The sequence below is a fragment of the Tianxiuia mixotrophica genome (assembly GCF_050596425.1).
Taxonomy (GTDB): Bacteria; Bacillota; Clostridia; order Peptostreptococcales; family Acidaminobacteraceae.
The window spans coordinates 630,789-643,984 of record NZ_CP192292.1 but is presented as its reverse complement, the minus strand read 5'-3'; the positions used below and the strand labels follow the sequence as shown (position 1 = coordinate 643,984).

10 protein-coding genes are annotated in these 13,196 nt (G+C 42.1%); 1 reads left to right on the top strand and 9 read right to left on the bottom strand.

Annotated elements, in window-relative coordinates; translation table 11 throughout:
- Window positions 1–86 precede the first annotated feature (86 nt).
- Window positions 87–1,004: a chemotaxis protein gene (locus tag ACQ4KW_RS02925; protein ID WP_430885040.1), complete on the bottom strand. Its 918-nt coding sequence runs from the start codon at window positions 1,002–1,004 to the stop codon at window positions 87–89.
- 241 nt (window positions 1,005–1,245) lie between these two features.
- Window positions 1,246–2,604 (bottom strand): PLP-dependent aminotransferase family protein, encoded by a 1,359-nt coding sequence (locus ACQ4KW_RS02920; protein ID WP_430885039.1) that lies wholly within the window; start codon window positions 2,602–2,604, stop codon window positions 1,246–1,248.
- 201 nt (window positions 2,605–2,805) lie between these two features.
- Here ACQ4KW_RS02920 and ACQ4KW_RS02915 point away from each other — a divergent pair, with 201 nt between their 5' ends.
- Window positions 2,806–3,207 (top strand): GNAT family N-acetyltransferase, encoded by a 402-nt coding sequence (locus ACQ4KW_RS02915; protein WP_430885038.1) that lies wholly within the window; start codon window positions 2,806–2,808, stop codon window positions 3,205–3,207.
- Window positions 3,208–3,520: 313 nt separating this feature from the next.
- Here the strand turns inward: ACQ4KW_RS02915 and ACQ4KW_RS02910 are convergent, their stop codons facing one another.
- From ACQ4KW_RS02910 to ACQ4KW_RS02880, 7 genes are all read right to left on the bottom strand, one after another.
- A complete protein-coding gene (locus ACQ4KW_RS02910) occupies window positions 3,521–4,558 on the bottom strand; it encodes a phytanoyl-CoA dioxygenase (protein WP_430885037.1) in 1,038 nt (345 codons plus the stop codon).
- A gap of 139 nt (window positions 4,559–4,697) precedes the next feature.
- Window positions 4,698–5,570: a cadherin-like beta sandwich domain-containing protein gene (locus tag ACQ4KW_RS02905; RefSeq protein ID WP_430886532.1), complete on the bottom strand. Its 873-nt coding sequence runs from the start codon at window positions 5,568–5,570 to the stop codon at window positions 4,698–4,700.
- Window positions 5,500–5,712 (bottom strand): hypothetical protein, encoded by a 213-nt coding sequence (locus tag ACQ4KW_RS02900; RefSeq protein ID WP_430886618.1) that lies wholly within the window; start codon window positions 5,710–5,712, stop codon window positions 5,500–5,502. The genes ACQ4KW_RS02905 and ACQ4KW_RS02900 overlap by 71 nt, the downstream gene beginning before the upstream one ends.
- Before the next feature lie 14 nt (window positions 5,713–5,726).
- Window positions 5,727–5,969 (bottom strand): phage tail protein, encoded by a 243-nt coding sequence (locus tag ACQ4KW_RS02895; protein WP_430885036.1) that lies wholly within the window; start codon window positions 5,967–5,969, stop codon window positions 5,727–5,729.
- Between the two features lie 140 nt (window positions 5,970–6,109).
- Window positions 6,110–6,352, bottom strand: a complete 243-nt coding sequence (locus ACQ4KW_RS02890; RefSeq protein ID WP_430885035.1) for a phage tail protein — start codon at window positions 6,350–6,352, stop codon at window positions 6,110–6,112.
- A gap of 297 nt (window positions 6,353–6,649) precedes the next feature.
- Window positions 6,650–11,077, bottom strand: coding sequence for a Calx-beta domain-containing protein (locus ACQ4KW_RS02885; RefSeq protein WP_430885034.1), 4,428 nt, complete (start codon window positions 11,075–11,077; stop codon window positions 6,650–6,652).
- A 2-nt stretch (window positions 11,078–11,079) separates the two neighbouring features.
- On the bottom strand, window positions 11,080–13,104 hold the full coding sequence (locus tag ACQ4KW_RS02880; RefSeq protein WP_430885033.1) for a Calx-beta domain-containing protein: 2,025 nt from the start codon (window positions 13,102–13,104) through the stop codon (window positions 11,080–11,082).
- Window positions 13,105–13,196: the final 92 nt, after the last annotated feature.

Genomic DNA, 13,196 nt, shown 5'->3' with positions numbered 1-13,196 from the left:
AGCAAACTCACAAACAAAAACAGTCCACTACAACTTGATGACAAGCCGTAATGGACTGCTAATTTTTCTTTGAGTCTAAGGTTATTTTACTTGAATTCGTATTGAGTCAGGAGCGAGTCAACAAGTGATACCAGCTTTCCAACTTCAGGTTTTGACATTTGGGCATCTGCTCCAACAGAGTCCCCCTTATGTTTCAAATCCCCTGTAATAAGTGACGAGAATATGATCACAGGCAGTTTCTTGAGTATCTTATGTTCTTTTACACGCCGCGTCAGTGTGTGACCATCAAGCTGAGGCATTTCAATATCTGTAATCAATAGGTGAACATCATTTTTGAAATTCTCACCCTTGTTTTCCACCAAGTCCTCTAGATAATTCCAAGCCTGCTGACCATCGTCATAGAAGCGCATATCTCTAAATCCAGCCGCTTCCAAAGTATCTTTAAGCACGGAACGAATCATTGGGGAATCATCTGCAAGAAGAAGTTTATACTTGGTTCTATCTCTTGATTCCACATCTTTCACACGTTCTAAGTTGATCCCAGTTGAAGGGCTAATATCCATTACGATCTTTTCAAAATCGAGAAGCATCAGAAGTCTGTCATTTAGACTGATGTTACCAATAACAAGGCTAGAGCTCGTGATGGAGGATGGCTTTTTAATATCATCCCATCCTATACGAGTGATGCCTAGAACCTCATCAATAGCAAATGCCACTTTCATTTGATTAAATTCACATACAAGTGTCATGCTTTTGCTTACATTGCCATTTCTTTCATTCTCAAGGACTTGACGCATGTCAATGACAGTCACAACGTCACCACGAATCAAAGAAATGCCTGGAACCGCCGGATGGGCATTTGGTACTTTGGCAATGTTGTCAATGTGAAGGATTTCTTTTACCTTTACCACATTGATTGCATAATGCTCACCCTTTACGGTAAACTCTAAAATTTCCACTTCACCCGTTCCACTCTCCAGCAAAATACCTTCGTCTTTATTCATAACTAGACCTCCCAATTCCATATTAGGCTTCTTCAAGTGTTTATATACCCGTTTTTCGAGCAATATATCTCTCTGCTTTTACAAGCACAAATATCTCATGTCAAACTATGTATTTTATACCCCCTATGGGTCTATAATACTATTTTACTATACTTTGTGAATATCCTTCAATTTATATTCATAGTTTTGCAATTTTTTTTCAACCATGTGCCTAATTATCTTATTCTCTTTCTCTAACTTTCTAAACAGGCAAAGAGGACATTGTGCTTTTTATTTCGTGGACAATGCCCATTAAGCCCTGATCCAGGTCTTCGATGCTTACATTGGCAAGACATAAGCGGATAGCATTCTTCTGTGATATTGAGTTGATAAAAAAATGCCTGCCGCTATAGACGTGGATATTTTTTTCATACAATTGATTTTCCAGGTGGTGGGCATTCATGCCTATAGGCAGTTCCATCCATACAAATATGCCTGTATGGGGAACATATACCTTGACCCCAAATGAACAAAGAATGTCGCGATATTTTCGTAACCGATTCATTTTTTCTGTATACCTAGCCCTTACCTTTTTAATATGATTTTCATACATGCCTGAATCAATAAATAACTGTAATCCCCCTTGAGCTAAAACCGATGTGCAAATGTCACAGGCGTGCTTTTCTAGCAAATATATCTGTTTAAAGCGTTTTGGTAGAACCATCATCCCAATACGAATGCCAGGCATAAAGGATTTAGAAAAGCTCGATATATAAATGACCCTGTCCTGTGTATCATAATAATGCAAGGGAAAATTCTTAGGGTCCAAATTTAAATCACCCAGATAGTCATCTTCAATTATTTCCACGTTATAGGTCTGAGCCAGCTTAAGAACTGCCTGTTTCTGACTTGATGTTAATGATGATCCCAGGGGGTTATGATAATTGGGCACCGTATAAAAAAAACAAACCTGACCGGTTTGGAATAGGTTCTCTAGTTCCTTTAAATCCAGCCCGTCATGTGTTCTTTTCACCCCTATGCATTTAAAATTGCTTCTCTCTATAAGCCTTAATAGGCCAGAATAGGTGGGCTCCTCAACAATAGCTATTCTCTTTTCAGAGCTTTTTAGAACGTTTAACAGTAGGTAGAGTGCCTGCTGCCCTCCGCTTGTTATATGAATTTTCTCAACGTCAGTGTAAACCTGCCTTTTCATTAAATGCTTTCTTAATGCCAGTTTAAGTTCTCGGAGCCCCTCGCTTTTACCATAGGTAAACAAATCCCCCTTATACACCTCCACAGCCCTCTTTATACTGTGTTCAAAACTCTTATAAGGCATAAGCTTTTTCTCAGGTACGGCCAAACGAAAATTAATAATTTGTTTCCCATGCTCTCTTTCTTGATTCGTTTTGCCTATATAATAGTATCCACTATTTTGTATGGCGTAGACTTGATGATCATCTTCAAGCGCCTTATAAGCACGCATAACAGTTGTCTTGCTGGATTTTAGTCTACTAGCGAAAAATCTGATGGATGGCAATCTTTCACCAGGCTTCACTGACTTTGTGTCAATATATTTTAGTATTTCGTTTTTTATATCAGTGTATCTTATTGGCTTTGCCATAAGCCCTCCCCCCTTTTTGTACTAGTACAGTTTTACTTTTTTATAATTGTACCAGTTTTTAGACTTTCGTAAACTAAGGCAAAAGGACTTACACAAAGTTTACATACCTACTATATGAGATCATCTAGGGCGCAACTTGAGTTCAACCAAGACTTTAAGGGCAATTTTTACAGTCAATCAATGTGAAAATGGGAGGAAAATATGAATACAAAGGAATTTACAATTAAAATCAACCAGGCAGACATCTCTGTCCCAGCGGTTAAAAACTTACTAAGTCAATCGTACTGGGCAAGTGATAGAACGAGTGAATCTATAAAAAGTTCCATCGAAAACTCCATATGCTATACCTGTTATATTGATAAGAAGCTGGTTGGCTTTGGCCGTGTTGTCACTGACTACAGCACAGTTTTTTGGATCTGTGACATTATTATTGATGAAAATTTTCGCGCAAAAGGATATGGACAAAAACTCATGGAAACCATAATGCATACCAAAGATTTTGATGGGCTATTAGGTGTTCTTGCCACCAAAGATGCTCACAATCTATATGAGAAATATGGATTTGAAAGAAACTCTGATCGCTTTATGAAAAGGCCCAGGTGAGTTTGATTAGAAAAGTGAGTATATTGAGAAGGTATTTCGCATAATTTAATTACATGTGTATAGCAACAGCCCCTTGGTGGATTCACAGGTCTTTTAACGAACGCACCTCGGGGCATGTTTTTTAATCTATTTTCTTAAATGAGCGACTTGCAAAATATCATTCAAGCACCCTTGCTATACCACATATAAAATTTTTAACTCTTAAATATATATATGGTATAGCAAGGGTATAGACCTGTAATTTTGCAAGCACCTGAAATACAGTTATGGCAACTGTAATTTTACTGTTTAAATTTTATTTTTGAATGACCTTTCAAGACCTGTTTACAATCTTAAACTTAGGTATATCGCTGATAACATACTGTAACTCTAAATGTTTTGGAAGATTTTCTATATCTTCAATGACAAGGAGTTTTTCTGGTAGGTTTAGCGAGCTTTCATAATAGGAAAGAACATGTTCATTGTAAACATGGATTTGTGTCATTAATTTTATTGAAGAAAATCTTTGATCAATCTTTTCTGGAAACTCTATAGTAACAATTGGGAGGGTATAGTTTCTTCTATTCTCTCTATAGCTTGCACCATGCATTTTTGCCATCCCCCTATCAAAATCAATGACCCTGCCTAACACTTCATAATAGTCGTCTTTAGCACCTTCTACTCCAAACATTCTCTGCTTGTTTCGCTTATGGTCAAAAAGAACTGCATCAATTCTAATATTCTGAGGAATCATAATTGCATTTTCTTCGATTTGATCAATTAAGTTCAAAGTTATACTGACCTGTGGTTCTTTATTTAATGCGCGTTGCATGGTTTCTGTAAGAAAAATATGGATGGATTCAGATTTATCTGGTGAATACATGCTGGCATCTGTCTCAACAATATCCTGAACATAGTCCCAAACATCAAACTCAGTGATAAGTTTTTTCAAACAGTTAATGGAGTGTTTATTTATTTCAAGTAGAGTAAATTTAATTTGATCCGGCGAAAAAATCGATGTCATGGGCAGCATCAAGGTTGCAAAAGGTCCAGTGCCTGCATATAGAATATGTATTTTCCTATTTGGAAATCTGTTTTGCGCTTCGAGGATCGCCTCATAAAGGCCTGCAACAAATTTCTTAGTCCGCATGAATTCCTTCACACACATCCCCGCTTCAAAGGAATCAATGGCTTTTCCAGTCGGTAAAAATACCGCTTCTCGTGATGCAGGTGCGTCTTCTCTTAATCCCGAGACACTTCTATACAGGTCATAGGAAGCATCAACAGCCTCTTTCAGTTCATCATATCTGATTTCAGACTTCAGCAAGACATCTGTATACTCCTTTAATTGAATTTTGTGACTTTTCTTCATAGCACACCAACTCCTAATGACTTATATATGAACCAACTAAGCTTTCAAGATTTCATGGAAAAATCACCCCTACGCCGTATATAGATGACCTGCTTAAATATCTATCTATGATATAGGGATGATCTAGGTCTTTCTTTCATTATTTATTGATTGTTAGATTGTACTGTACCGCTGAACCGCCTGATGATGGTTGCACTGTAATGGTCACAGTGTTTGCACCTGAATTCATTGGAATCGCTGGTGATGAATCTCCACTTGCTACAGTTTGACCATTCACCTTGATTTCAGCCGTAGAGTCTTGAGCTGTCGGTTTAACCTTAATGCTTGAAGCATTTGATGGCACTGTTGCAGTGTAATCAAAAGTTCCATCGGTTGGATTGATTGTCACTGGCTTACCCATATATCCACTGATAACGATCTCACTTAGATATGGATTGCTTCCCTTATTCACCTTTATAGTGTAGGTACTGTCCGTTCCAGGCACCGCTGGCGTGACAAGCACTTGAATATTTGTTTCTCCATCGTTTAAAGGAATGGCTTGTGAAGATGTACCGCTTTCTACCGTGTTCCCATCCACTTTGATTGTAGCATTTTGATCTTCTGCCGTTGGCATGACCGCAATGGCTGATGTGCCAAAAGGTACTGTTGTGGTGTAATTATATGTAGTCGATGCAAAACCTGGACTTAAGGTGCCATGACTTAAGATAATATTTGTCAACAGCGAACTTGTTGGTTGCACTGAATAAAGTTGAAATTCTTCAATAGATGCCATTTGGGGATTCACATTAAGTCCACTATGAACATGTACTCGAAAATACCTATAAGTAGCAGGTGTAAAGTCTTCATCTGTAACATATGAAGTATTACCGCTTACGCTATCTATTACATCCCAGTTCCTACTATCATTACTGCCCTCTAGGGAATAACTATTCATATTGTACTCAGGCAACCTCCACTGTCCCCCCCATTTGATACACAACCCACCTGTTGACAGTTGTTTGTTGACCCGCATCAATAGCCAACCAACAAGGCACCTCTCCACAGAGCCACCGACTCAAAGGATGGCCTGAACCGTCAGTGGTTCTATCTGGAGTGAAGGGTATTACGCTGTGACTAGAATAAAGTCGACTATTTAAAACAATATTTTTTGACATTTTGAACCGCCTCCTTAAGACCTTTGTGGAAACATACCTTTCATAGCAATATGATATGCCATGCCAGGTATAGGTTCAGCACCTCTTAAATCAGGCAGGGCAAATGTTACACGGCCATCACCACCATATTTTGCTCCCAGTAGGGAATAAAGGGCTGGATATGAGCTGATTTGTAGAGTTTGTCCTTCACATCTTGCCCAGTCTTGCATGCCAAATGTGAATGCATATAATTGAATTTCACCTAAAATCGGGTCCATGTTTTATCTCTCCTTTATTAGCAGGCATTTTCTCGCCTCTTTTTATTGTTTTTAAACTCTTTTATCCATATTTTTTATTCTTGAACACCTTTGGTATCTGTCGGTGCTATAACCAGTAATTTTTCAAATACCAAACCATTCTAACTTCTCCTTGGGAACATACCTTCCATTGAAATACAGTACCACATGCCATCAATAGGGATTGCATTTCGTAAGTCTGGTAATCCAAAAGTGTTTCGCCCATCACCGCCATACGTTAGTCCAAGAACTGCGTATAAGGCTTCATTATCTCTAATTGGAAGAATTTGTCCTACGCATCCTTCCCACCCTTCTGGTGCGAACCCAAAAGGGAATAATTGAATTTGACCTAAGATTGGTTCCATATTTTTACTCCTTTCAAACCATGCCTTTTCTCTGTTGGAAACATCACACTAGACAACATGCAAATCATATTTGCTTGCAGTCGCTATACATTTAATAGAAATTTCAATCCAGGGAAGTCCTCATATAACTCATTCATCCATGAATCAATCTTTCTACAAGTGTCTTAAACTTACAGTCTTTTTCCAAATGTCATTGACTGATCGCCGCAATACCATATAGGTCAACCCCCACTAATCACAGCTCTATTTCTATTAAGCAGGAATGTCCCACATGGTATCGTGGCAATATAATTTTAATTACTGAATTAACTCCGATTTAATGAGGAGGTTTCTTATAGCTGCTAAGCTTTCCGCATGGGTCAGACTGGCTTTTGGTGATAAATGTGTCTCTGTTCTTCCACTAAATATGCCACTGTTTACCACAGTTCTAACGTCATCTAGGGCATAAGCACTAATTTCAGCCAGATCCTCATAGTTTGTTATTTTATTGAGGGATCCTGCCTTGCAGTCAGTCATTTTCATTGCTGATGCATAGATGGACATGGCATCTTCACGGGTGATTTTTTCGTCTGGTCTGAATGTGTTGTCTGGGTAACCGCTGATTATACCCCAATCTTTTGCAATAGCAATGCATTTAGAATATGGATGATCCATACCAACATCTTCATAGGCCACATCTTTTTCATCTAGGTCTCTTAAAAGTCCCAGTGCTCTCACCAAATAATCTGTAAACTCAGCTCGTGTCACAGCTTTATCTGGATCGTAGTTTTCGTAGTCCATGAGGATGAGTCTCGAGGCCATATCATTTGTTATGGATTCTGACCAATGGCCTTTTGTTGCTTCAACAACCACCGGATGCCAAATAACAGAATAACTTGAGTTCGTCAGTGAATTGAGCTTGGTGTAATACTTACCATCCTCTTCGTAAACTATGGTTGGCACATGGCTGTAGGTTAAATCAGTATTGAAAACAATGCCTGTTGTTATCTGGTCAGGATCAACCCCCTCTGGCACTTCCATAACCCGATCCACATAATCGTTAAATCTTGTGATACGAGTTTCTTGTTCATTGCCCTCTGAATCCCGTGTGCGTGCAAGAATTTCAAACTCAACTGGTTTTGTAACAAGCACAGAATTGTTTTTGATAATCTCGTTTTCGTATGCCTGAGCCATATCATCATCACTTTGAGTGATCACAATATCAACCTCGATAGACTCAAGCTTGTCTTGGTCTATCCCCATACTCTGAGCCACTTTATCAATCGAAAATTCTTTTGCCGGTATGTTGTAAGAAAGCATATTTCGGCTTGTCTTTACTGTAAAATCATTGCTTTCAAGGAGCTTGACAATATCTCCTGTCAGCGAGACTTTCACCTGCGACGATGTACTATCTTCAATTGGAATTTCAATGAAATTATCCCGTGTCTGGTTCGAAGCCACACTGGACTTGATCCTGTTTTCAACCAATGTTGGATTGATGATTACAGTTCTAGTCACTTTTCCATTTACACGGTTCACGCTCTCCGTCCCAACATTCTCTGTCTTACCATTGACCTTTATAATGGTGTTAGATGTATTGTCATTATTAGTCGTGTCATTATTGGTATCAGATTCATTGGTATTAGATTCATTGTTATCATTATTACTTGATCCACTATTCTTAGGTGGTGTGTCGTTAGCCAGTATGGTCACTGTGATTGATTTATTCGCCCCTATGGTAAAACCTGATGTTGGATTTTTCAGCGTTATAATAATCTTTTCGTCTGACTCAAAAACCGAGTCATTAACAATACTTATGCTGACTGTTTTGCTCGTTTCACCAGCATTAAAGATTAACGTTCCACTTGGCAGACTAAAATCAACACCCGAACCAGTCGCGTTTCCACCTGTTACAGCGTAATCAACTTTTATAGCACCGTCACTGGTGCTTGTCATCTCAACAGGGAGACTTGCCGTTCCAGCGTTTTCTGAAACACTTACGTTGACTTTTGTGAACTGAATTGTTCCTGGAGCCGTATCGTTATCAGTAATGGTTACTGTGGCACTCTTATTTGTGCCAAGACTCGCACCGCCTGCCACATCACTCAAGGTTACTTCTATGGTTTCGCTGGATTCCTCAATGGCATCATCAACTATAATGACTTCAATAACCTTGCTCGTTTCTCCGTCTGCAAAATTCAGTGTCCCGTCTGTTAAGGTGTAATCTGTTCCCAGGCCTATGGCTGAACCACTTGTTACAGCATAGTCTACAGAGACTGCACCATCACTGCCATCCGTTCTTTTTACAGTCAATTCTGCTGTGCTTTCACCTTCACCAACACTGATTGTAACTGGATCGAACTGAATAATACCTGCCACGGGTGCCGTGTCATCATCTGTTATGGTCAGTGTTGCCACTTTGTCTGTGCCAAGACTTGCGCCACCTGTGGCATTACTTAAGGTCACTTCCACTGTTTCGCTGGATTCATATGTGCTGTCATCAACAATACTCACTGTTATTGTCTTACTCGTTTCACTGTCCGCAAAACTCAGTATTCCACTGGCTAGGGTGTAGTCTGTCCCTGACCCTGTGGCTGTGCCACCTGTTACAGCGTAGTCCACTGTTACCGCTCCATCACTGCCACCGGTTCTTGTCACTGTTAAGTCTTTTGTGCCAGCGTCTTCACTGGCTGTGTCAGTGGCTGGATCAAACTGAATAACACCTGCCACGGGTGCCGTGTCATCATCAGTTATGGTCAGTGTTGCCACTTTGTCTGTGCCAAGACTTGCGCCTCCTGTGGCATTACTTAAGGTCACTTCCACTGTTTCATCTGATTCATAAGTGCCATCATCCACTATGGAAACCGTAATGGTTTTGCTCGTTTCACTGTCCGCAAAACTCAGTGTTCCACTGGCTAGGGTGTAGTCTGTCCCTGACCCTGTGGCTGTGCCACCTGTTACAGCGTAGTCCACTGTGACCGCTCCATCACTGCCACCTGTTCTTGTCACTGTTAAGTCTTTTGTGCCAGCATCTTCACTGGCTGTGTCAGTGGCTGGATCAAACTGAATAACACCTGCCACGGGTGCCGTGTCATCATCTGTTATGGTCAGTGTTGCCACTTTGTCTGTGCCAAGACTTGCGCCTCCTGTAGAGTTACTTAAGGTCACTTCCACTGTTTCGCTGGATTCATATGTGCTGTCATCAACAATACTCACTGTTATTGTCTTACTCGTTTCACTGTCCGCAAAACTCAGTGTTCCACTGGCTAGGGTATAGTCTGTGCCTGACCCTGTGGCTGTGCCACCTGTTACAGCGTAATCCACTGTGACCGCTCCATCACTGCCACCGGTTCTTGTCACTGTTAAGTCTTTTGTGCCAGCATCTTCACTGGCTGTGTCAGTGGCTGGATCAAACTGAATAACACCTGCCACGGGTGCCGTGTCATCATCTGTTATGGTCAAGGTCGCCACGGTATCTGTGCCAAGACTCGCACCACCTGTGGCATTACTTAAGGTCACTTCCACTGTTTCGCTGGATTCGTATGTGCTGTCATCAACAATACTCACTGTTATTGTCTTGCTCGTTTCACTGTCCGCAAAACTCAGTGTTCCGCTGGCTAGGGTATAGTCTGTCCCTGACCCTGTGGCTGTGCCACCTGTTACAGCGTAGCCCACTGTGACCGCTCCATCGCTGCCACCGGTTCTTGTCACTGTTAAGTCTTTTGTGCTGCCATCTTCTGCCACACTGGCTGTGGTTGGGTCAAATTGTAATGTGCCTGGTAGGGCGTCATCATCTGTTATGGTCAAGGTCGCCACTTTGTCTGTGCCAAGACTTGCGCCTCCTGTGGCATTACTTAAGGTCACTTCCACTGTTTCATCTGATTCGTATGTGCTGTCATCAACAATACTCACTGTTATTGTCTTACTCGTTTCACTGTCCGCAAAACTCAGTGTTCCACTGGCTAGGGTATAGTCTGTCCCTGCCCCTGTGGCTGTGCCACCTGTTACAGCGTAGTCCACTGTGACCGCTCCATCACTGCCACCTGTTCTTGTCACTGTTAAGTCTTTTGTGCTACCATCTTCTGCCACACTGGCTGTGGTTGGGTCAAATTGTAATGTGCCTGGTAGGGCGTCATCATCTGTTATGGTCAAGGTCGCCACAGTATCTGTGCCAAGACTCGCGCCACCTGTGGCATTACTTAAGGTCACTTCAACTGTTTCATCTGATTCGTAAGTGCTGTCATCAACAATACTCACTGTTATTGTTTTGCTCGTTTCACTGTCCGCAAAACTCAGTGTTCCACTGGCTAGGGTGTAGTCTGTCCCTGCCCCTGTGGCTGTGCCACCTGTTACAGCGTAGTCCACTGTTACCGCTCCATCACTGCCACCGGTTCTTGTCACTGTTAAGTCTTTTGTGCTACCATCCTCTGCCACACTGGCTGTGGTTGGGTCAAATTGTAATGTGCCTGGTAGGGCGTCATCATCTGTTATGGTCAAGGTCGCCACGGTATCTGTGCCAAGACTCGCACCACCTGTGGCATTACTTAAGGTCACTTCAACTGTTTCATCTGATTCGTATGTACCATCATCCACTATGGAAACCGTAATGGTTTTGCTTGTTTCACTGTCCGCAAAACTCAGTGTTCCACTGGATAGGGTATAGTCTGTCCCTGACCCTGTGGCTGTGCCACCTGTTACAGCATAGTCCACTGTGACCGCTCCATCGCTGCCACCTGTTCTTGTCACTGTTAGTCTTTTGTGCTACCATCTTCTGCCACACTGGCTGTGGTTGGGTCAAATTGTAATGTGCCTGGTAGGGCGTCATCATCTGTTATGGTCAAGGTCGCCACTTTGTCTGTGCCAAGACTCGCACCACCTGTGGCATTACTTAAGGTCACTTCCACTGTTTCATCTGATTCGTATGTACTGTCATCCACAATACTCACTGTTATTGTCTTACTCGTTTCGCTGTCCGCAAAACTCAGTGTTCCACTGGCTAGGGTGTAGTCTGTCCCTGACCCTGTGGCTGTGCCACCTGTTACAGCGTAGTCCACTGTGATGGCTCCATCACTGCCACCGGTTCTTGTCACTGTTAAGTCTTTTGTGCTACCATCCTCTGCCACACTGGCTGTGGTTGGGTCAAATTGTAATGTGCCTGGTAGGGCGTCATCATCTGTTATGGTCAGTGTCGCCACTTTGTCTGTGCCAAGACTTGCGCCACCTGTGGCATTACTTAAGGTCACTTCCACTGTTTCATCTGATTCATAAGTGCCATCATCCACTATGGAAACCGTAATGGTTTTGCTCGTTTCACTGTCCGCAAAACTCAGTGTTCCGCTGGCTAGGGTATAGTCTGTCCCTGACCCTGTGGCTGTGCCACCTGTTACAGCGTAGTCCACTGTGATGGCTCCATCACTGCCACCGGTTCTTGTCACTGTTAAGTCTTTTGTGCTACCATCCTCTGCCACACTGGCTGTGGTTGGGTCAAATTGTAATGTGCCTGGTAGGGCGTCATCATCTGTTATGGTCAGTGTCGCCACGGTATCTGTGCCAAGACTCGCACCACCTGTGGCATTACTTAAGGTCACTTCCACTGTTTCATCTGATTCGTATGTGCTGTCATCAACAATACTCACTGTTATTGTCTTGCTCGTTTCACTGTCCGCAAAACTCAGTGTTCCGCTGGCTAGGGTATAGTCTGTCCCTGACCCTGTGGCTGTGCCACCTGTTACAGCGTAGTCCACTGTGACCGCTCCATCGCTGCCACCGGTTCTTGTCACTGTTAAGTCTTTTGTGCTGCCATCTTCTGCCACACTGGCTGTGGTTGGGTCAAATTGTAATGTGCCTGGTAGGGCGTCATCATCTGTTATGGTCAAGGTCGCCACTTTGTCTGTGCCAAGACTTGCGCCTCCTGTGGCATTACTTAAGGTCACTTCCACTGTTTCATCTGATTCGTATGTGCTGTCATCAACAATACTCACTGTTATTGTCTTACTCGTTTCACTGTCCGCAAAACTCAGTGTTCCACTGGCTAGGGTATAGTCTGTCCCTGCCCCTGTGGCTGTGCCACCTGTTACAGCGTAGTCCACTGTGACCGCTCCATCACTGCCACCGGTTCTTGTCACTGTTAAGTCTTTTGTGCTACCATCCTCTGCCACACTGGCTGTGGTTGGGTCAAATTGTAATGTGCCTGGTATTCCTGTTTCTATTACCAGTTGAGGTGGGTTTGTACCTTCACTACTATCTACAAAATAGTATCTATCTCCATTATTGTCGTCACCTACAATTACAAATGACACTTTTGATGCCCCAGGATATTTAGTATTCAAATAGCTGGTCACATCAATTTCCTTCCAAGTATTCAAATCTGATGTTTCAACTGTCAAACTTCCAACACTAATACTTGTATCTTGCGAAACCGCTGTACCATTCGTTTCATCAAATGTAGTATCTTCAGATCCATACACGTCCAGTTTGGAGCCATTTTGAACTGTAGAAATATATATCCTCAATGTTGCTGAGGTGATATTACCACTAAGGCCACTAATATCGAATCTCATAGCGCCTTTCATCCATTCGAGTCCAAAATCTCCAGTAGCAGAACCTATGTATAATTCTGTAGAATTCAATCCACCACCATATGGATCAAAGCTCTTATCCGCCTCAGGATTCAATGTATCTGTCCCAGCAAAGGATTGGACAGGCGTAATACAGGTGAAAACCATGGTTAACACCATGATCATTGCGAATCTTCTTCTAAAAATTTTTCTCACACTCATACCCTCCCTACATTTTCCTTGTATGCTTCTATTTCGTCTTCCTTTTCATTAATAATTTACCTATTACCACGCTACGCACGTACCAT